The organism is Arthrobacter sp. CAL618, from assembly GCF_000468215.1.
Classification (GTDB): domain Bacteria; phylum Actinomycetota; class Actinomycetes; order Actinomycetales; family Micrococcaceae; genus Arthrobacter_D.
The window spans coordinates 20,838-40,134 of record NZ_ASZW01000277.1 but is presented as its reverse complement, the minus strand read 5'-3'; the positions used below and the strand labels follow the sequence as shown (position 1 = coordinate 40,134).

19 protein-coding genes, 1 tRNA gene and 1 pseudogene are annotated in these 19,297 nt (G+C 62.1%); 13 read left to right on the top strand and 8 right to left on the bottom strand.

Annotated elements, in window-relative coordinates; all coding sequences use genetic code 11:
• The 5 genes and pseudogenes from K728_RS0117145 to K728_RS21080 all read left to right on the top strand — a co-directional run.
• Positions 1-562: pseudogene (locus K728_RS0117145) on the top strand (hypothetical protein); the annotation flags it as partial.
• Between the two features lie 31 nt (positions 563-593).
• On the top strand, positions 594-995 hold the full coding sequence (gene rsfS, locus K728_RS0117140; RefSeq protein WP_019482649.1) for a ribosome silencing factor: 402 nt from the start codon (positions 594-596) through the stop codon (positions 993-995).
• A complete protein-coding gene (locus K728_RS0117135) occupies positions 992-1,672 on the top strand; it encodes a histidine phosphatase family protein (protein WP_024477433.1) in 681 nt (226 codons plus the stop codon). Before rsfS ends, K728_RS0117135 begins: the two co-directional genes overlap by 4 nt.
• Before the next feature lie 108 nt (positions 1,673-1,780).
• A tRNA-Ala gene (locus K728_RS0117130) sits at positions 1,781-1,856 on the top strand.
• 190 nt (positions 1,857-2,046) lie between these two features.
• Positions 2,047-2,289 carry a hypothetical protein gene (locus K728_RS21080; protein ID WP_133185422.1) on the top strand — a complete coding sequence of 81 codons (243 nt, stop codon included), beginning with the start codon at positions 2,047-2,049 and terminating at the stop codon, positions 2,287-2,289.
• A gap of 45 nt (positions 2,290-2,334) precedes the next feature.
• Here the strand turns inward: K728_RS21080 and K728_RS0117125 are convergent, their stop codons facing one another.
• Positions 2,335-3,357, bottom strand: coding sequence for a DUF808 domain-containing protein (locus K728_RS0117125; RefSeq protein WP_024477432.1), 1,023 nt, complete (start codon positions 3,355-3,357; stop codon positions 2,335-2,337).
• Positions 3,358-3,491: 134 nt separating this feature from the next.
• The gene (locus K728_RS20285; RefSeq protein WP_084442934.1) at positions 3,492-4,532 is read right to left on the bottom strand and encodes a GGDEF domain-containing protein; all 1,041 of its coding nucleotides are present in this window, start codon (positions 4,530-4,532) and stop codon (positions 3,492-3,494) included.
• 210 nt (positions 4,533-4,742) lie between these two features.
• Between K728_RS20285 and K728_RS0117115 the strand changes: the two genes are divergently transcribed.
• Both K728_RS0117115 and K728_RS0117110 read left to right on the top strand, forming a co-directional pair.
• The gene (locus tag K728_RS0117115; protein WP_024477430.1) at positions 4,743-5,132 is read left to right on the top strand and encodes a membrane protein; all 390 of its coding nucleotides are present in this window, start codon (positions 4,743-4,745) and stop codon (positions 5,130-5,132) included.
• Positions 5,133-5,195: 63 nt separating this feature from the next.
• Positions 5,196-5,585 carry an SHOCT domain-containing protein gene (locus K728_RS0117110; protein WP_024477429.1) on the top strand — a complete coding sequence of 130 codons (390 nt, stop codon included), beginning with the start codon at positions 5,196-5,198 and terminating at the stop codon, positions 5,583-5,585.
• 32 nt (positions 5,586-5,617) lie between these two features.
• Here the strand turns inward: K728_RS0117110 and K728_RS19850 are convergent, their stop codons facing one another.
• Complete coding sequence (locus tag K728_RS19850; RefSeq protein WP_084442935.1) at positions 5,618-7,642, bottom strand: S8 family peptidase; 2,025 nt, start codon at positions 7,640-7,642, stop codon at positions 5,618-5,620.
• A gap of 289 nt (positions 7,643-7,931) precedes the next feature.
• Between K728_RS19850 and K728_RS0117100 the strand changes: the two genes are divergently transcribed.
• The 4 genes from K728_RS0117100 (at position 7,932) to K728_RS19845 (ending at position 12,167) form a co-directional block, all read left to right on the top strand.
• Entirely contained in the window at positions 7,932-9,278 is a 1,347-nt protein-coding gene (locus K728_RS0117100) for a sensor histidine kinase (RefSeq protein ID WP_019482511.1), read from the top strand.
• A 16-nt stretch (positions 9,279-9,294) separates the two neighbouring features.
• On the top strand, positions 9,295-9,984 hold the full coding sequence (locus K728_RS0117095) for a response regulator transcription factor (RefSeq protein ID WP_019482510.1): 690 nt from the start codon (positions 9,295-9,297) through the stop codon (positions 9,982-9,984).
• 81 nt (positions 9,985-10,065) lie between these two features.
• On the top strand, positions 10,066-10,947 hold the full coding sequence (locus tag K728_RS0117090) for an ABC transporter ATP-binding protein (RefSeq protein WP_019482509.1): 882 nt from the start codon (positions 10,066-10,068) through the stop codon (positions 10,945-10,947).
• Complete coding sequence (locus K728_RS19845) at positions 10,944-12,167, top strand: ABC transporter permease (protein ID WP_237742175.1); 1,224 nt, start codon at positions 10,944-10,946, stop codon at positions 12,165-12,167. The genes K728_RS0117090 and K728_RS19845 overlap by 4 nt, the downstream gene beginning before the upstream one ends.
• 73 nt (positions 12,168-12,240) lie before the next feature.
• Here K728_RS19845 and K728_RS0117080 read toward each other — a convergent pair whose 3' ends face one another.
• The 3 genes from K728_RS0117080 to K728_RS0117070 all read right to left on the bottom strand — a co-directional run bounded on the left by K728_RS0117080 (position 12,241) and on the right by K728_RS0117070 (position 14,513).
• Complete coding sequence (locus tag K728_RS0117080) at positions 12,241-12,906, bottom strand: hypothetical protein (protein WP_024477427.1); 666 nt, start codon at positions 12,904-12,906, stop codon at positions 12,241-12,243.
• A gap of 203 nt (positions 12,907-13,109) precedes the next feature.
• Complete coding sequence (locus tag K728_RS0117075) at positions 13,110-13,469, bottom strand: VOC family protein (RefSeq protein WP_019482507.1); 360 nt, start codon at positions 13,467-13,469, stop codon at positions 13,110-13,112.
• 117 nt (positions 13,470-13,586) lie between these two features.
• Entirely contained in the window at positions 13,587-14,513 is a 927-nt protein-coding gene (locus tag K728_RS0117070; protein WP_024477426.1) for a 5'-3' exonuclease, read from the bottom strand.
• Between the two features lie 150 nt (positions 14,514-14,663).
• On the opposite strand from K728_RS0117070, the gene K728_RS0117065 reads away from it, so the two are divergent.
• The gene (locus tag K728_RS0117065) at positions 14,664-15,680 is read left to right on the top strand and encodes an NAD(P)-dependent alcohol dehydrogenase (RefSeq protein WP_237715258.1); all 1,017 of its coding nucleotides are present in this window, start codon (positions 14,664-14,666) and stop codon (positions 15,678-15,680) included.
• Positions 15,681-15,689: 9 nt separating this feature from the next.
• Here K728_RS0117065 and K728_RS0117060 read toward each other — a convergent pair whose 3' ends face one another.
• A complete protein-coding gene (locus K728_RS0117060; protein ID WP_019482503.1) occupies positions 15,690-15,965 on the bottom strand; it encodes a hypothetical protein in 276 nt (91 codons plus the stop codon).
• A 160-nt stretch (positions 15,966-16,125) separates the two neighbouring features.
• Here K728_RS0117060 and K728_RS0117055 point away from each other — a divergent pair, with 160 nt between their 5' ends.
• Positions 16,126-17,736, top strand: coding sequence for a cellulase family glycosylhydrolase (locus K728_RS0117055; protein WP_019482502.1), 1,611 nt, complete (start codon positions 16,126-16,128; stop codon positions 17,734-17,736).
• Here the strand turns inward: K728_RS0117055 and K728_RS0117050 are convergent.
• Positions 17,729-19,129: a GGDEF domain-containing protein gene (locus K728_RS0117050; protein WP_019482501.1), complete on the bottom strand. Its 1,401-nt coding sequence runs from the start codon at positions 19,127-19,129 to the stop codon at positions 17,729-17,731. The two genes, K728_RS0117055 and K728_RS0117050, sit on opposite strands and share 8 nt — an antisense overlap.
• Between the last annotated feature and the right edge of the window lie 168 nt (positions 19,130-19,297).

The following is a 19,297-nucleotide window of genomic DNA, read 5'->3' as shown; positions in this document are numbered from 1 at the left end:
GACCGGGCAGACAGCCAAGCCAGTGGATAAGCCGAACGCTGTGCCAGTTCACCAGATGAGTGTTCAGCAGGCGCTGACCGCGCGGGAAACCATCGTGCAGCAGGCCCAGGAGCAGGTTGCGCAGATGGTGGCTGCCCGCGACGATGATCCGTTCACTGTCGACCTGGAAATCCTTGCGCAGCAGAAAGCCCTTGCCGAACGTGCCGCCGTACTCAACAGCCGCGCCCAGAAGATGCAGCAACTCGCGCAGGCGAACGAGCAGCGGAAGCCGAGCGCCAACGACCCCACCACGGCGCACAACCTCTCGATCGTGTCGCCCAAGGAATTCATCCGGGTTCCCGGGGTGCCCCGTGAGGTTTCCGCAGCGGGGCCAACGGCCCCCGCCTCGGACGCGGTCGTTCCCATTGGGGCGCGCACCGCTCACGGGCTTGAACCACTCGATGCCATGACGGCGGGGCTGGCGCGCGTCAAGCGCCTGCAGCTATTGCAATATTCCATTGTCAGTCTGGGCGCTTTGGCGCTGGTCACCGGAATCATGATGATTTCAGGTGTCTTCAATTGAACAAGACGGCTGACCACACCCAAGGAGATAAGTGAGCGCTAACGAAACGTCCATCGCGATTGCCCGGGCTGCTGCACATGCAGCGTCGGAGAAAATCGGTCAGGACATTGTTGCTATTGATGTCAGCGAACGGCTGGCAATTACCGACGTCTTTCTGGTTGCCTCGGCATCCAGCGAACGGCAGGTCAACTCGATCGTCGATGGTATCGAGGAAGAGCTGTCCAAGCAGGGGCTGAAGCCTGTTCGCCGTGAAGGGCGCAGCGAGGGCCGATGGGTACTGCTGGATTACCTCGACGTCGTCATCCACGTCCAGCATGAGGAGGACCGTGTCTTCTACGCACTCGAGCGCCTGTGGGGAGACTGCCCGGTCATCGATCTGCAGCTCGACACCACGCCGCCGGCTTCGGCTGACGCCGCTTCCGCTGCCGAGTGAGGTTCGCCGCCACTGAATCGGCTGGCGCTCGGAGGATCATTTTTTGGCGGCACGGGCGGACTGATTGGAATGCAAGGGGCCTGTTTCAAGGTCAGGAGGACATTCCGCTCGACGAGTTGGGCAAGCAGCAGGCCCGTGAGGCTGCCGCCGAGCTGGCTCATCTGGCGCCCACGCGTCTGGTGTCCTCAGACCTGGGTCGGGCCGCCGATACCGCGGCTGAGCTGGCCTCCCTCACCGGGCTGTCAGTTGAACTGGACCCGCGGGTTCGCGAAACCTTCGCCGGTCAGTGGCAGGGGTTGGCGTTTGCCGAGATCGCGTCGCGGTTTCCTGCCGACCAGACGGCTTGGCGATCCGGTGAACCTGCGGTGCGTGCCGGTGGCGGAGAGAGCCGGGTCGACGTCGGGCGGCGGATGGCCGCAGGTACGCTCGACGCCGTCTCCAGCCTCACCGCCGGGCAGACGCTGGTGGTTGCGAGCCACGGGGGTTCGATCCGGGCCGGTCTCGCCGCGCTAATGGGTCTGCCTCCCGAATTGTGGTCTTCGCTCTCGGGCGTTTCGAACTGCCACTGGTCGATGCTGGAGGAACTCGATCAGGGTCCCACGGGCATCAGCCGGTGGCAGTTGACCGAGCACAATGTGGGCCTGTCCTCGATGCCTTCCACCCCATTGGAAGGCTAATAGCGGGCTGAAAGTGGCGTGGATGCCGCCGATTTTGCAGGGGGCGGATTGTTGACTAAACTAAACAAGTTGCTTCGGCCAGTTCGGCGGGGGTGACACCAAGGAATTGGGGCTATGGCGCAGCTGGTAGCGCACCTGCATGGCATGCAGGGGGTCAGGGGTTCGAATCCCCTTAGCTCCACCAATGATCCGCTAGAACAACTGGAAGCACCAGTTGTTCCAGCGGATTTTTTTTGCCCGCAAGTATCTGTTCAGTCCGGGTCAGCTGTCTGATTAGTCCGCATGAGCCCAGGGAAGCGCCTGTTGCGGAAGATGCTAACGGTTTGGTTGCGCAGCCTGCGATACTCGTAGACACAAGCGACCCTAGGAGAGCCATGAAGGATCCACCGGCACCGGGCAGGGGTGAATACCGTCGGCGGCTTTGGGGAGCGCTGGGCGGAGCCAGCCTGGGTTTTGTCTTGGCATACGTCGGCTACACGCTGATCACACCGGTGCTGGAAGCCAGCCCCGGATTAATCCGTGAGTTGCAGGGCCTGTCGTGGAATCTCGTTCCTGGTCTTACTGTGCTCGGGGGCATCGTCGGGTGGCTGCTAGCTGGTCCCCGGCGAGGGCGCTGAATGAAGGCCTCCGGCACCCTCGTGCCGGCAGGGCCGTCGTCGTCGCTAGGAGGCAGGCTCGGAGTCGCGTTTGGCTGGCCGATGTCCGGCGATTGCGGCGCGGAGGTCTCCCTCTTCGTGTCCGCCCTCTTTTTTGCCGAACGGCAATACCTTGAGCAGTGGGTGCAGCACTGCCATCACAATTAGACCCCAGGCGAGTCCCAGGACGGTTGAGCATAGGGTGTTCACGAGCCAGGCCAGGAAACCGCCGACCACTGCGATCCCGACGAACGGGGCCTCAAGGGCATGGACCAGGTCGTACGGTAGGTGCCAGCCAAGGTCATACACACCCTGCAGCATGATGTGCCCGCCGACCCACAGCATGGCGATTGTGCCGATGAAGGTGATGGCGGCGAGGACGGCGGGCATCCCCTTCACGAGCGCCTCGCCGAATCGCTTGGAGCTAGCGGAGTCTTTGGTGGTCAGATGCAGGCCGATGTCGTCCATCTTGACGATCAGAGCAACGGCTCCGTAGACGATCACAGTGATCGCAATTGCCACGACGACGAGGATAATCGCCCTGGCCCATATCGACTCGTCAGCCACCTCGTTCATCGAGATGACCATAATCTCGCAGGACAGGATGAAATCGGTGGTGATGGCACCCTTGGTGACTTTAGCCTCCGCCTCGGGTCCCCGGTCCACCGCCGGCGCCTTCTCCGCATCGTGATGCCCGCGGAGCTTGTGCCAGACCTTCTCGGCACCCTCAAAGCACAGATAGGTGCCGCCCAGCATGAGGATGAATGGGATGATCCACGGGATGAAGGCACTGATGAGCAGCAATGCCGGCAGAATGATCAGCAGCTTGTTACGGAGCGAGCCCCAGAAGATTCGCTTGATCATCGGCAGTTCGCGGGACGGGTCCGCCCCGGACATGTACTGCGGGGTGACGGCGGCGTCGTCGATCACCACGCCTGCCGCTTTGGCGCCAGCCTTGGCGGCGCCAGCAGCAACATCATCCACCGAGGCAGCCGCTATGCGGGCGAGGGCTGCGACATCGTCCAGCAGGGCGACGAGACCGCCGCTCACAGTTCAAGTCCAAACTGTTTGAGAGCGGAGAACCGGGTGCGTGGGCCTCGGTTGAGGCGAGTGATCAGCATGCTTCAAGTATATGGTCCGGATGGAGATTCGGCAGGGATGGTGGCGCTCACCCGGCTCCTGGTTCAGGCGACAGCCCACGCAACCCTGTTGCGCCCAAGGTTCTTCGCCTGATACAGCGCGGTATCGGCCCGGCCGAGGAGCAGCGACGCGCTGTCCTGATCCTCGGACAGGGCCGCCCCCACCGAGCGGGTCACCTGCAGATCAAGCGCTGCTGCCCGGAGACGTTCAAGGATGTCGTCTGCCTCGCTCGCGGAACAACCGGGTAATAGAACGACAAACTCGTCGCCGCCGATCCTCCCCAGGGTGTCACCGGACCTCAGTACCCTCTGCCAGGCGCCCGCAAGTTCCTCCAATAGCCGGTCGCCTGCCGCGTGACCCTGACGATCGTTCACGCTCTTGAAATGATCGACGTCGATCAGTCCCGCGACCAGCCTCTTGCCAGTTGGATCGTCCCCGCTCAGAGCCGCTTGAAGGATCCGGTCCAGGCCTCGACGGTTCATAACAAGGGTCAGCGGGTCAATCTCGCTGTGTTCACGGGCCTGGGATAGCCACATGATGACACCACCGGTGGTGGTAACGACGGTGAAAAGTGCGATCGGTTCAAAGGCGGTCAACTGGTGGGTGGATTGCTCCTGGGGGAGCACTGCGACGCTGAGGTAGGCGACGGCGGCGAATCCGATCTCCACGGCGGCCACCAGCGGATTCAGGAACAGCAGCGCAAAGATGATCACCCAGAGGTAAAAAAAGCTGAATGACACTGTCACCGAAGTACTGCCGCCGGTAGCGGTCAGCGCGGTGATGACCGCTGTGCCAGCAGCCAACAGCCACGGCAGAAGCGCCAGCGGAGTCCGGTGCCGCAGCTTGTAGACGGGTAGACCGATCACGATGAGGAACACTCCCAGTCCGATCAGAAGGCGATCATTCAACGTGCTCGGGTGGGGGAAAACCAGGACGAGGAGCATCGCCACGCCACCCACCAGATAGAACAGGGCCATGGCGGAGACAGCCACCTCCCTCGGGTAGGGGAAGGGCCGTGTTCGGCGCAACCAGTTCAGGAGGCTCGCGAAAGCAGCAGGAGAGTTGGTGCGTGGGGGTGTGTACATGGCTGAGACCTTGCTGTTCAGTAGCCCATCTGCTGGCGAACCGCTCAGAGCAGCAAGGGCGCTTATGGCCAACCTACAGCAGAAGAAAACGTTGGTTCATCCAATGCGGGTGATGTGGTTACCTCTGCGCAGGGGCACAGTGCTGAGGTACAAGCATCGGGACCCCACCGCAGGTCCTGAAAACCCGCGCACGTCGCTGAAGGAGTAAAAGTGGAAATCCTTTCAACAATCTGGGACTTCTTTTGGCTACTGATCTGGATCTATGCCGTAATCGCCTTCCTGACCCTGTTGTTCTCGGTTGTGGCAGATCTGTTCCGCGACGAGACCCTGTCCGGTTGGCTCAAAGCGGTATGGCTTGTTTTCCTGGTGTTTGTCCCGTTCATTTCGATCCTCGTCTACCTGATCACACGGGGAGACGGGATGGCGGACCGGGGCCAGCGACTGGTCACCGAACGCAGGGAGGCGCAAGCCGAGTACATCCGGTCGGCCGCCGGTTCCAGCATCAGCGACGAGATTTCCAAGGCCCACGCTCTCCTCGATGCGGGAACCATCAGCGCCGAGGAATACGAGCTCATCAAACAGCGGACGCTAGCCCGGTAACGCACTCGCGGTGCCAGTCAACATGCGACGCTCAACGGGCGTCACCTTCTCTAGGGAGTAGTTATGGATTTCTGGAACAGTTTTTGGAGCATCTTCTGGTTCCTTTTCTGGATCTACGCGGTGCTGGCTTTTGTCACAATTCTGTTCTCAGTCATCGCTGATCTTTTCCGGGACAAGACCCTCAAAGGATGGCATAAGGCAGCCTGGCTGGTCGGCCTCATTTTCTTGCCTTTCCTGTCGATCCTCGTGTATCTCATCGCCCGCGGCGACGGCATGACGGCTCGGAACGAACAGCAGGCAGTCGCCCGGCATGACGCCCAGTCCGCGTATATCCGGTCGGTGTCCGGTGTCAGTCTCAGTGACGAAATCAATAAGGCGAGGGCACTCCTCGATGCGGGGACCATCACCGATGAGGAGTACACCCTGATCAAGCAGAAGGCGCTGAGCGCCTAGTCGTGGAACCGGTCCTGTCAGGGTCAGTCACTTCAGTAGTCCTCGGAGAACCGGTACATGAACGCGGCCATCGCGTCACGGTTCACTGGGGTGAGGGCACGGTAGGTTTTCGTGCCATTGGGTCCAGCCCAGCCGGTGCTGATGCCGGTGGATGCCAGCCAGGCCATCTCCAGATAGAACTTCTGGCTGGTATCCACATCGGCAAACGGTGATCTTGTTGGGGGAGTGAACGCCGGGCCGCCCGTCATGCGGTACATGAACGCGGCCATCGCGTCACGGTTCACTGGGGTGAGGGCACGGTAGGTTTTCGTGCCATTGGGTCCAGCCCAGCCGGTGCTGATGCCGGTGGATGCCAGCCAGGCCATCTCCAGATAGAACTTCTGGCTGGTATCCACATCGGCAAACGGTGATCTTGTTGGGGGAGTGAACGCCGGGCTGCCCGCCATGCGGTACATGAACGCGGCCATCGCGTCACGGTTCACTGCTGTCAGAGGCCGGTATGCTCGGGCCCCGTCAAATTCGGTCCACCCAGTGCTTATTCCGCTGGCCGCCATCCACGACATTTCCCGCTGGAACTTCATGCCCACCGGAACGTCACTGAATGGCTGCGGATTAACGGCCGGTGCTACCGCTTTCACTGCCGCCGCGGCATCAACCAGCCCTGTTCCGCAACCTCCGGTGTAGCAAACTCCAGGGAATGGGCGGGAGGTCGCCTTGAGCTGTGCCTCGACCTGCGCCGGGGTAAGCGACGGATCAACCGACAGCATCAGCGCCGCGGCGCCCGCCACATGGGGCGTCGCCATCGAGGTCCCCTGTAGATAGCCGTAGCTCTCGGTCTCCGGGCCGGCGGCTCCGCTGTTCAGGGTGGACAGGATTGCGCTGGAGCGGCCGGTCGACGCATCGCCGCCGGGAGCGCTTACATCGACTTCGGGCCCGTGGTTCGAGTAGTTGGCCTTGTTTCCCTCACGACCGGTGGCCCCGACCACAACTACGTTGTTGCAGTTCGCTGGCGTCGTGTATTTTGCGAAGGTGTTTTCATTGCCCGCGGCGGTTATCACGACGGCGTTCTGGCTGTTTGCGTAGTTGATGGCGGTCTGGAAGGTTGTCCCGCAAGTGCCGGCGCCGCCGAGGCTGAGATTGATGACCTTCGCCGGGGTGGGGTTCAGGGGGAGGCCTGGCACGCTGCCGCCGGCGGCCCAGAGGGTGGCGGCAGCAACATCGCTGGTGTACCCACCGCAGGCTCCAAGAGCGCGGATTGGCTGAATCTGTGAGTCGTAGGCGACGCCGGCAATGCCCTGGGAGTTGTTCGCTACGGCGCCAATCGTTCCGGCTACGTGGGTTCCGTGCCAGGACGACGGATCGGAATTGCACTGGTCGCCTTCATCGGTCGGGTCTGAATCACGGCCGTCATTATCACCGGCGATCTGTGGGCTGGTGATGAAGTCGTAGCCGGGAATGATGTTCCCAGCCAAATCGCTATGTTCCGTAATCCCGGTGTCAATGACAGCCACCGTCACCCCCGCACCAGTTGACCGCTCCCAGGCCGAATCGACGCGCATCCCCGCCTCCGCCTCGAACAGGTTCCACTGGGAGTCGTACAGGTCATCGTCCGGGGCGATCGCCGTCGGCTGCATGAAAACATCGACCTCGGCGTATTCGACATCCCCGCGCGATTCCAGAGCGGCGACGACGCCGTCCGATTGTTCGGCAGTCAGGTCCTCTGTCGCTTCCACCACCGTTGCACCATCGACGGTGACGCCTACCTCGGTGACCGGTATCCCGAGACTGTTGACGGTGTTCTGGTAGGTCCTACCCCGTTCGCTGGTGCCGTCGCCGTTGCCGTCGAACTTCACAATGAAGCGGTCAGCAGGATGGTCTGCGGGATTGGTGTCCGTAGTCAGCGCCTCGGCAACCCCAGCGGTTTTGTCGGACTGTTGCCCAGCGAAGGCGGGCAGCGCCGTGATCGACCCGGCCAGCAGGGCTGCAGCAGCAGCGGAAGCGATTGATCGAGTCAGCCAGGAACTTTTCGGATGCCGGGGACTGGGGCCAAACGTCATAACAAGTTCCTTGAGAGCGAGGTCAAGGGACCACCATGACATCCCCCACCGGAATCATACAACCGGTCAGCGTTCCACTTCCCAGCCCCACCCCAACCCGGATCGAGTCAACACAAATAGCCACATTCCGGCACCAAACCTGCCATATGTGTTGACTCGATCCAAAGCGAGGAGGGGGGAGGTCATCCGATCGGACTAGGCCGTGCGGGGGAGTCGGGGCGCACCACCCGCTGACTAAACTGGCACTCATGATGGATCCCGCGCGCCCTGCTCCCGGAAGGCCGGACCGGTGAACCTCCTCGCCCGGCTGAAATCCCAGACGGTCGGGGACCACGACAACAACTGGGAACGCCCCGGTCCCACAAAGGATGAGCTCCGCAGGGACGTCATCGGCGTCGTCATCTTCGCGCTGGTCAGCGCGTTCGCCCTGGAACTGACCCGCGGCTTTGGGATGGTGGAGGAGGACAACCACCCGGTATGGGTCCAGCACGGAGTGCTGGCACTGATGATCGTTCCCCTGGTGCTCCGGCGCAAATACCCGGTCCTGGTGATGCTGGCGATGTCAGCCCTCTTCATCGGGCTGAGCCTGCTGTCACCCCTGGTGTCGCTTCAGCTCTCGTACCAGGTGGCGTATTTCGCCTCCCTGTATTCGGCTATTGCGTGGGCCAAGGACCGTCGGATGTTGTGGCTGGGCATCGCGGTGGTGGTGGCGGCGATGGCCCTGTGGCTCATCCTCGCCCTGACGGTGGCCAACACCTTCGACGGTGTCCTGGCGCAGAGTGAAGACAACCCTGATTTCGTTGGCGGGATCCTCGATCCGTTGGCATCGGTGGCGCTTTACAACTTTCTGGTGAACTTCGCTTACTTTGGCGGCGCCATCCTGGCCGGAATGACCTCGTGGCGCAACGCCTTGCAGCGAACCCAGCTCGCCGAACAGGCCGCGGAGATCACCCGTCAGGCCGACGAGCTGGCGAGGCGTGCGGTGGTGGAGGAACGGCTGCGAATCGCGCGTGAACTGCACGACGTCGTCGCGCACCACGTCTCGGTGATCGGCGTTCAGGCGGGTGCGGCACGCCGGGTTATCGAGAAGCGGCCGGAGGTCGCCGTCGAATCACTGCGCACCATCGAGCAAGCGAGCCGGCAAGCAGTGACGGATATGCGGAACCTCCTTGGCGTGCTCCGATCCGAGAGCACCGATCTCGGCGACACCGACGACGGCGGGCGGCGCCCCGAACCCGGCCTGGACGATCTGGAAGCACTGGCCCGCCAGCATCGGGAGCTTGGGCTGACCGTCAAGTTTGGCATGGTGGAAGACATCCCCGGCGCACTGGCCAGAGTTTCGGCACCACTGGCCCTTTCGCTATTCCGGACGGCCCAGGAATCGCTCACCAACGTGCGGCGCCATTCGACCGCCGGTTCCGCGGTGATGACGCTGCGGACCGGACTCGTCGGCGACCAGCGGTGGGTCGAGCTCGAAACAGTGGACAATGGGATGCCGCGTCCCAAATCCGAGCCAGGGTCCGGGTTTGGTCTGCAGGGCATCCGAGAACGGGTGGCACTGCACCGGGGCACTGCCGAAATTGGACCACGCTCCGAAGGCGGCTGGCGTGTCCGTGCCAGGTTCCTCGTTCACTAACCCAGAAAGACATTCCATGGATTCGATCCGCGTTCTGCTTGCCGATGACCAGGCCCTGGTCCGGGCAGGCTTCGCCACCATGCTCTCCATCGAGGAGGACATTGAGGTGGTCGGTCAGGTCACCAACGGTCAGGAGGCGGTTGATTTCGCCCACCGGCACGAGGTCGATGTGATCCTGATGGACGTGCAGATGCCACTCATGGATGGCATCCAGGCTACCGAGCTGATCACCCGGGCCGGCCGCGGGAAAGTCATCATCCTGACTACCTTCGAACGCGATGACTATCTCTTTGACGCTATCCGCAGTGGTGCCAGCGGGTTTCTCCTGAAGAACGCCGATCCTGACGATTTGATCGCCGCGGTGCAGGCGGTTGCCGGCGGGTACGCACTGCTCGCACCCGAGGTGACCGTTCGTGTGATCGAACGCTTCGCCAGGTCCCTCGAGGTTGCGGGGGAGACCACCCCCGGTGCCCAGCCCAGCGCTGAACTCCGCAAACGGCTTGACTCGCTGACCCAGCGGGAGAAGGAAATTCTCTCCAGCCTGGCGACCGGTCTCAGCAATGCCGAACTGGCCGGTAGGTTCTTTCTGGCGGAGGCCACCGTCAAGTCGCATGTGTCATCGTTGCTGGCGAAGGTGCAGGTTCGGGACCGGGTGCAGGCCGTGGTCTTCGCCTACGAAAGTGGTCTCATCCGTCCGGGGGAGTAGCAGGTTCAGCCTTTTGACTCATCCCCCGGGCGGGGGCGTTGCCTAGGGTTGATTCCAGGGAAATCTACAGGAGGACACCACATGCTGCAGGTCCAGAACCTCACGCGACGATTCGGTGAGAATACCGCTGTCGACGACGTCAGCTTCACCATCCCGTCCGGTCAGATGACCGGATTTGTTGGCGCCAACGGTGCCGGTAAAACCACCACTATGCGGATGATCATGGGGGTGCTCACATCGCATGGTGGGCAGGTGCTGATGGACGGCCGACCCATTACAGCCGACGACCGGTCAACCTTTGGTTACATGCCCGAAGAGCGGGGACTGTACCCGAAGCAGCCCATTCTCGATCAGCTGGTCTACCTCGGCCAACTGCATCGGATGACGGCCTCCGACGCGCGGGCACAAGCGCAGGACCTGCTGGATCGGTTTCAGCTCGGCGGCCGCGGCAAGGACAAACTCGAATCGTTGTCCCTCGGGAACCAGCAGCGCGTCCAGATTGCCGCGTCGCTGCTTCACCGGCCCACGGTTCTGATCCTCGATGAGCCGTTTTCCGGGCTGGACCCGGTAGCAGTCGACTCGATGGTCGAACTGTTGCGCGACCGGACAGCCGACGGAGTGCCGGTGCTGTTCTCCAGCCACCAGTTGGACCTGGTGGACCGGTTGTGCGACAACCTGGTGGTCCTGCGGCAAGGGCGCCTCGTAGCGTCCGGCTCCGGCGACGACCTCCGGGCAAAAGCACCCCGGCGCCACCGGATGACGGTCACCCCCGATGCCGGCTGGGTGCGTGAGGAAGCCGAGGTGCGGGTCATCGACGTCGCAGGACAGGACGCGGTGGTGGAATTCGACGACGACGACGCCGCGCAGCGCGTGCTCGCCTCAGCGATGACCCGCGGCAGTGTGCACGAATTCAGCCGGATCAGGCCCAGCCTGAGCGAAATCTACCGGGAGGTCTCCCAATGAGCACCGAAACGCCAGTCAAAGAGCGCGACGGCGGCGCGCCGTCGCCAGCATCGGGGCCCAGACCGCAGCCACCAGGAACCCAACCGCCCTGGCTGATCGTGACGCTGCGTGAGGTCATGATCAAGGCGAAGGATCGCAGCTATGCGATCAGCACGGTCGTCACGCTGGTGCTGATCGTCGCTGGCGTTGTGTTCAACGCCTTCATGATGAACCGCGGCGACGACTTCACGGTTGCCGTGCAGTCCGATTCAGCGGCCGCTGCCGTCGTCGAGCTCGCCGATCAGGCGGGCCAGGCCGACGACGGGAACGTCACCTTCACCGCCGTCGTCGCAGCGTCCGCGGATGCTGCCGTGGAACTGGTACGTGCCGAGGAAGCTGACGCTGCGTTGCTGCGGGAAACCGACGGTAGCTGGCAGCTCACGGGAAAGACCGAGGTCGATTCGGGGATCAGCCAGCAGATTGACGAGTCGCTCAACGAGTATGTGTTGGGCCAGAACGCCGCTGCGGCAGGAACCACGGCGGAGCAGCTGCTATCGGGGGCCGACCTGGAACAATCCCTACTGGAAGGCAGCGAAGAAAACCAGTTGCTCGCTACGATCGCCGGATTCGTCTTCAGCTTCCTGTTCTATATGGCATCAATCATCTTCGGCATGGCCATTGCCAACTCGGTGGTCGAGGAAAAACAGAACCGGGTGGTGGAAATCCTGGCTACCGCAATCCCGATCCGCCAACTGCTCTACGGCAAGGTGTTGGGCAACACCATCCTGGCCATGGTCCAGCTAGCCCTCTACGGCGGTGCTGCCCTGCTGGCCCTGAACCTGACTGACACAGCCGATCTGGTGGGAAGTATCATTCCGGCTTCGGGCTGGTTCCTGGTGTTCTTCCTCTTCGGATTTCTGATCCTCGCCGCGATCTGGGCTGTTCTCGGGTCGCTGGCGAGCAGGCCGGAGGATCTGAACAATAATTCGACGCCGGTGATGGCCCTGATCTTTGCGGCTCTCTTTGTCGGATTGTTCGCCTCCGGCCAACTCCTGGTGGTGGCTTCCTACCTCCCCGTGGTGTCATCGGTGGCGATGCCGATCCGGGTACTGAACTCGCCGGTGGCTCTCTGGGAGCCACTCCTATCACTGGTGATCGCCTTGGCGGCAGCCGTTGCCTTGCTGCACGTCGGCGAGAAAAGATCTACCGACGTGCAGTCATGCAGGGTGGTGGGGCGCTGAGCTTACGGAAAGCAATCAAGCTGGAGCAGTAGCATCCCGAGGGGAGCCGGCGGTGTCTCCACCTGGGCGGNGTTTACGGCGCCCAGGTGGAGACAACCTCAATGAGGGCAAACCGCTTGGCTGCCTCCGACTCCTCGAAACCAAGACCCGTAGGAATGGCCATGAGGCCGTAATCGCCGGGCGCGAGATCTGGTGCCAGGCTGATCTGGAAGGTGTAATTGCCGTTGGCGTCGGCATACACAAGGGGGTATCCGATCAGCGACGAATCGGTTTGGGCGGGTCCGAAGTTCATCTGGATTTCCGCACCGGGTGCATAGCCGGAGCCGACGACGTTCCAGGTGGTTCCGACATGGCGGACCACCCGTAGCCCATCCCAGGTGGAGACCAGTTCGAGGTCATCGTAAGAACCCGACAACCCGGGAATCGGAGGTTCGGACGTTTCGGTGATTGGCGCTTCTGTCGGCGCTGTGACATTGGTAGCGTCCTCGGTCGGTTCGGGCGCCGGTGCTGTTGACGGTTCGGCGCCCGGTACGGGACCAGCCGATTCGGGAGCGTCAGGAGTTTCCGCAGGCGACGACGAACCCTCAGCGGTCGGCGTGGGGGTGGCCGACGACGTGGTGGCGGGGGAGGCGCTCGACTCTGAACTGGTCACCTCCGCCGAGGGCTCAGTGTTGGAAACGCAGCCGGCAAGGAGCAGGGCTGCGATGGGGAGGGCAAGAAGGGGCGAGAACTTCTTCACGGGCTGTGCTTTCGTAAGGATTGGTCGGTAGATAGCTTGGACACTACCGATGCGGCGCGCCAACCGACAGCACGACTTGGTTACGTGAGCCAACCGTTATACAACGTCCTGGTGCCTCGTGGTGTGCTCCTACCCGTTGCGGATCAGTTGCTCAGGAATGTTCAGCTCGATATCAGCCAGGGATCCTATCTGCATGGCGCTGTCTACGCGACACACAGGCAGAAGGGGTGGCTCGCCGGATCAAGGAAGACCCGGAAGGTTTCACCGGGCTGGACTGCGGCCTTGGTGCCGCCGAGGCCGAGGACCACAGCCTCGCCTTCGTCCAGGTTTTCAACCATCAGGTCGAAGTGCATCTGCTGTGGGCTGCCCTGGTCCGGCCAGGCAGGAGGTCGGTAATCTGCCACCTGCTGAAATGAGATGCAGTTACTCCCGTCGTCGGGGCGGATATCCGCCCAACCGTCGTCGGCATCCACTTTCCACCCGAGCAGTGCCCCGTAGAAGGTTGCGAGGGACGCCGCATCGGGGCAGTCAATGACGACACTGGGATAGCGAGCGATGGCCATGCCGGAAGCTTACTGCCGCACCTGGCCAAATTGAAGAGGCAAGCCCGGTGGGTGAACGGATTCACAATGTTCAAGAACGTGGTGCTTACCGCCTCGCCGGCCTAGCAGCGGAGCCGGTCAGCTGTTCCCCAACGACTTCAGGGCACGCCCCGAGGAGCCGCCCAAATTCCAGTCAGTGGTCAACTGCTCGATCCGGTCCAGATGACCTGCATCGAGGGGCTGGATTCTCGCATTCAATTCCCCGAGGTCGAGGTCGCGGACTACGTTGACCACTGTGGGGGCCACCGACAGGTAATCGGCTGCCTTGACAATTTTGGCCCGCATGGAGGCGGACATGGAGGAACCAGGGTCGTTGGCAGCTGCAACAATTCCGTCCAGGTCTACGAACTCCTGCAGCAGGCTGGCGGCAGTCTTATCGCCAATTCCCGGCACCCCGGGCAGGCCATCGGAAGTATCCCCCCGCAATGCAGCGAAATCCGCGTACTGACCCGGCAGCACCTTATATTTGCTGACAACCGTGGCGTCAGTCAGGACTTCCAGTTTGCTCATGCCACGGGCGGTGTAGATCACCCGAACGTCGTGGCTATCGTCGACCAACTGAAAGAGGTCCCGGTCACCGGTGACGATGTCCACGGGGAACTCGGCCTGGGCTGCCAGACTGCCGATGACGTCGTCGGCCTCGTGCTCGGCAGCTCCAACCAGCGTAATTCCGAAGGCGGCCAGGGCGTCACGAATCATTGGCACCTGGGCCACCAGCCCTTCCGGTACTTCCTCGATGTCGACGCCGACGGCCACCGCGGTGACCATCCGGTGGGCCTTGTAGCTCGGGATGAGATCGACCCGCCAGGCGGGGCGCCAATCGTCGTCCCAGCAAGCGACCAGGTGGGTCGGCTCATAGTCAGCGACAAGCCGAGCGATCATATCCAGCAGGCCGCGCACGGCGTTGACCGGAGTTCCGTCGGGAGCCCTCAGGGAATCGGGCAATCCGTAAAACGCGCGGAAGTAGAGGGACGCGGTGTCAAGGAGCATCAGTCGGTTAGCCACACCGTGATCCTCTCACGAGAGGGCTCAAAGACAAGGTCAAGAATGCCGGCGAAAATTTCCTCCATGGTCCCCACGTCCTCAGTACTATGTGCGGAGGACCAAGATGGTACTTCATCGGAAAAGCGCGAAAACTGCTGAATGGAGCCAGCTATGGTGACCAGAAAAAGGCAAACCAGCGTTAACCTGCCGCAGGGCGCGATGATGCGCGCGATGGTGCAGCGGGGGTACGGGGCTGCCTCTGTGCTGACCCTCGAACAAATTCCGCGCCCTGCACCGGCACCTCACCAGGTGCTTGTCCAGGTGCGTTCCGCCGGTCTCGACAGGGGAGCGTGGCACATCATGACCGGCAAGCCTTACCTGCTCCGCCTCGTCTTCGGACTGCGCACACCCCGTCAGCCAGTTTCCGGTCAGGAGTTGGCGGGCACCGTCGTCGACGTCGGTACAGGCGTCCGGGGGTTTCGGATCGGGGACGAAGTGTTCGGGATCGGCGCGGGTGCGTTCGCCGAATACGCTGTGGCCCGGGAGGACAAGCTCGCGCATAAGCCGCCAGGCGTGTCCTCCGAGAGTGCCTCGATAGTTCCCGTGTCAGCTGTGACAGCGCTGCAGGCCCTGCGGGAGATGGGCCGGGTCAAAGCCGGACAGTCAGTTCTGGTAATCGGCGCCTCAGGTGGGGTGGGCAGCTATGCCGTCCAGTTGGCGAAGCATTTCGGGGCCAAGACCACCGGGGTGTGTAGCACTCAGAAGCTGGATTTTGTCAGGTCCCTGGGGGCAGACCAGGTCGTCGACTACACCACTGAAGACTACTCACATGCGGGACGGAATTACGATTTGATCCTGGACATAGGAGGCAACTCCTCACTGCACCGCCTTCGAGGGGCGCTGAGATCCAAAGGAACAGCTGTCATTATCGGAGGTGAAGGCGCTGGCGACTGGATTGGTATCGGGCGCCAGCTACGGGCAGTCCTGATGTCTCCCTTTATCAGCCAAAACCTCAGGATGTTTGTCGCCAAGGAGCGCTCCGCTGATCTGGAGTTGCTGGGAGGCCTGGTCGAGGCAGGCGTCATCACTCCGCAGCTTGGCGGTACCTATCCGCTGGACCAGACTCCGCAGGCTATGCGTCGGTTGGAAGAGGGGGCGGTGAGTGGGAAGCTCGCAGTCCGTGTGTAACGTTGCGAATTACTGTTCTTCAGCGGGGGGATTATTCCGCCCGCCCGATGAGTAACGGCGCATCATCCGCCGTGCCGGGCCCGCCCAGGAAAGTAAAAGAATAATGGTGAAGAAGTTATTCATCATTCCGCCCAGCAAGTTCACTGGCATCACCTGGGTGAGAAGCAGGACAATCATCCCCGCACCCAAGACCATTTTCGCGATGTGCAGGGCTCGGCTATTCACCGGCACCGGCCACGGGTGGAGGTCGACGGTCGACGAGTCGTTCCGCTTACTTTTGGACATCTGTGCCCCGCCCCTTTCGTCAGCATCAAGAATACCCTGTGACCCACGGCAACGTCTCCGCAGGGTGCCCGAACCTGCGGGCAGGCGGAAGCGTTTCTAGCGTATTCTCAGAGAGATTATTGCCGGAATAGCTGGTCTCATTTAGAAGGAACTGAATTTTATGGCTGAACATTCCGGCACTCGGGCGGGATTCCGTGGGCGTTTCCTGGCGGCTACGGCAACGATGGCGGCAGTGATGCTTGCGTTGGCAGGCTGCGGGGGTGTCCCGCCTGCTTCGGCTCCCGAAGCTTTGAACGTTGTTCACGCGGCAAATGTGTCCACTAAGGGCGCGGGGTGGCTGCACACTGACGGCGGAACAATTCGCGACGCGGCAAACAAGCCCTATGTCATCAGGGCGGCCAATTGGTTTGGCCTGGAGACGCCCGACTGCGTCCCCCACGGACTGTGGACCATCAATCTCAATGACGGGCTCCGGCAGATAAAGTCGATGGGCTTCAACACCATTCGACTGCCGTACTCCAACCAGTGCATCACCACCGGCAAAGTCAGCTCTGACACCAACTTCTACGCCAACCCGGAGTTGGCGAAAAAGACCCCACAGCAGGTGATGGACCTTTTCATCGCCAAGTCCAAGGCTTTGGGACTAAACGTCATTCTTGACCGACACCGCCCGTCCTCGGCCGCTCAGTCAGAGCTTTGGTACACCCCCCAGTACAGCGAGGCGCAGTGGATCGCCGACTGGAAGAAGCTCGCCACCCGGTACAAAAACGAACCCACAGTGATCGGCTTCGACCTTCACAACGAGCCCCACGGCGTAGCACGTTGGGGCGGCTCGAACCCCGCACATGACTGGCACGCTGCCGCGACCCGCGCTGGCAAGGCAGTTCAAACAGTGAACTCCAAGCTCCTGATCATCGTTGAAGGCGTCGAGGCCCAGGGCAACGGCTCCTGGACCTGGTGGGGCGGCGGCCTCGCAGATGTGGCCAAGAAACCCGTAAAGCTGACGGTACCCAACCAGGTGGTCTATTCACCGCACGATTACCCGGCATCGGTATATCCGCAAAAATGGTTCTCGGCATCCAATTACCCCGCGAATCTGCCGGGAATTTGGGACGCCAACTGGGGCTATATTTCCAAGAACGGGATAGCGCCTGTCCTGGTCGGAGAATTCGGTTCAAAATTGGAAACCACCTCTGACAAGCAGTGGATGGGTAAGCTCGTGAGCTATTTGGCAGCGAACGGAACAAGCTTCGCCTACTGGTCGTTCAATCCCAACAGTTCCGACACTGGCGGACTACTAAAGTCGGATTGGCGTACCCCGGAAACCGCCAAACTTGCCGCGCTGAAGCCCATCCTTCGGCCCGTGGCGGTGCCCACACCTACCCAGTCGGCCGCGCCTGCGCCAACGTCGAAGCCGGCCCCTGCCCCTACACCCAGCAAGACGGCTACCCCGGTTCCGGGAACAGGATCGAGCGCGGTTGCCGCCAAGTGGTCGTTGCAGAGTTCGTGGAACGGGGGATATGTCGCCCAGATATCGGTCAGTGCTTCCAGGGCCGTGAACTCGTGGTCGGTGACGTTCACCGACCCCAACGTCATCAGTGTTGCCAACTCCTGGGGGATGAAGTGCACGTCGGTGACCAGGAAATCGGTGACCTGTGTCGGCTCGGACTGGACCAAAACCCTGCGAAAGGGTCAGACGGCAACGGTCGGTCTGCAAGTGAACGCACCCAAGCCGCCGGTCAAGCCGGTAGTCACGGTCAGCGCTAAGTAGCTGCCACGGGGACGTTGTCCCCGTCGGACTCCGGGCTGTTCCCGGGGTCCCCGTGGTCCTTCATCGCTGACCTCCGTAGCGCAAGCCAGAAAAGGTTGGCCTCCGCCGACCGCTCAACCTGAATGATTGAGTCAGCCAGCAGGGTGTCGGCCCAGTGCTGCACCAGGTCATGGTGGAAGACAAACTCCTCGAGAGCGTTTCGTTCGGGTAACGGCAACTTCGCTGTCTGCGGACCATGCGGCAACTGGTCGATTGCGGCAATGATCGATTCCAGGGTACGGCGGACCGTCTCCGGGCCGCGGGATTGCTCGGGAATCCGCCCAAGGTCTTTGGCTGAAGCAATTTCGGCGCGGAGCGACTGGGTGTATGCCACCCAGCCGCGGGCCTGGTCAGGGTGGACAGTCATCGTGCCGAGCGTTCCCGGCACGAGGGACCTGTCAAAGATGACGTAGCCACCCCGCCCATTGTGCTTCGCCGAATACATCGCCTGGTCCGCCTCCTGCAGGAGCGCTTCGCCCTCCGTGCCCGTTGAGCTGACAGCAAGGCCAACGCTGACGCTCATTTCCAGCTCGACGCCGGGCAGGCTGAAGGGTGGACTGACGGCGGCGAGGATGCGCCCGGCCATACCCGGGGCCTCCTCCCTGGTAGTGCCAGGGAGGAGCAGGGTGAATTCGTCGCCACCGTTGCGCGCTGCAGTGTCGCCGGCCCTGATGCAGGACCCCAATCGCTGCGCGAGCTCGACCAGGAGAGCATCTCCGGTGGCATGCCCATAGGAATCGTTGACTGGTTTGAAACCGTCTATGTCGACTGCGATCACCATGACCGACGCCCCGGTCCGCTGGCTCAGGCTGAGAGCCTGGTTGAGTCGATCGTGAAGGAGAGTTCGGTTGGCAAGGCCCGTCAGGGGGTCATGGAGGGCCTGGTCGGCGAGGCGATCCAGGAGAGTATTCTCTTCGCGTCTGGCGCGCTCATGGATGGTCCAGTGCACAATGCTGGTGACGCACATGGCCAGAAATAACGCGCTGTGAATCAGGGACCATGCCACCGGGCTGTCGGTGGCAGCCTGGTGGTTGTAAACCGCGGTAGGGGAATGCAGACCCATGAAGGCGTGATAACCGAGAACCAGAAGAGATGCTGTCGCCAGCGGGGCCCAATCCTCGTAGAGGGCGACCACCGGGACCAGAATGAAAAACAGAAAATGGGCTTCGATGGTGCCACTGATATGCACCACGAGGGCGGCGATCAGCATTAGGGAGGCGGAGCTCAGCGACGCACTGAACCTCCGACCGATGGGAGCCTTCCACGCCACCAGGGCCACAGCCACCGGCGGAACCCCGAGCGATAAAGCCATCCACGGGGAGGTCCCCAGACCGAGGGCGAATACGGTGACCATCCCGGATGCCACCAGCGCGAAAAGGACGATTAACCGGTGTCGGGAGTTCCATGCGGGATCAGGGAGTCGCGAACCACGCGGAAATGCAGCGAGAACAGACTTCCCCCACCGAAATATCACCGAGATGCTCCCGAATCTGTTGAGGAGCGCACCACGCGCCCGCGCCAC

Excerpts from the sequence above, each read along its gene's own strand:
- K728_RS21080 (WP_133185422.1), top strand. The coding sequence starts at position 2,047 with ATGAAGGATCCACCGGCACCGGGCAGGGGTGAATACCGTCGGCGGCTT.
- K728_RS20285 (WP_084442934.1), bottom strand. The coding sequence starts at position 4,532 with ATGTACACACCCCCACGCACCAACTCTCCTGCTGCTTTCGCGAGCCTC.
- K728_RS0117110 (WP_024477429.1), top strand. The coding sequence starts at position 5,196 with ATGGATTTCTGGAACAGTTTTTGGAGCATCTTCTGGTTCCTTTTCTGG.
- K728_RS19850 (WP_084442935.1), bottom strand. The coding sequence starts at position 7,642 with ATGACGTTTGGCCCCAGTCCCCGGCATCCGAAAAGTTCCTGGCTGACT.
- K728_RS0117095 (WP_019482510.1), top strand. The coding sequence starts at position 9,295 with ATGGATTCGATCCGCGTTCTGCTTGCCGATGACCAGGCCCTGGTCCGG.
- K728_RS0117090 (WP_019482509.1), top strand. The coding sequence starts at position 10,066 with ATGCTGCAGGTCCAGAACCTCACGCGACGATTCGGTGAGAATACCGCT.
- K728_RS19845 (WP_237742175.1), top strand. The coding sequence starts at position 10,944 with ATGAGCACCGAAACGCCAGTCAAAGAGCGCGACGGCGGCGCGCCGTCG.
- K728_RS0117075 (WP_019482507.1), bottom strand. The coding sequence starts at position 13,469 with ATGGCCATCGCTCGCTATCCCAGTGTCGTCATTGACTGCCCCGATGCG.
- K728_RS0117065 (WP_237715258.1), top strand. The coding sequence starts at position 14,664 with ATGGTGACCAGAAAAAGGCAAACCAGCGTTAACCTGCCGCAGGGCGCG.
- K728_RS0117060 (WP_019482503.1), bottom strand. The coding sequence starts at position 15,965 with ATGTCCAAAAGTAAGCGGAACGACTCGTCGACCGTCGACCTCCACCCG.
- K728_RS0117055 (WP_019482502.1), top strand. The coding sequence starts at position 16,126 with ATGGCTGAACATTCCGGCACTCGGGCGGGATTCCGTGGGCGTTTCCTG.
- K728_RS0117050 (WP_019482501.1), bottom strand. The coding sequence starts at position 19,129 with ATGGTCACCGTATTCGCCCTCGGTCTGGGGACCTCCCCGTGGATGGCT.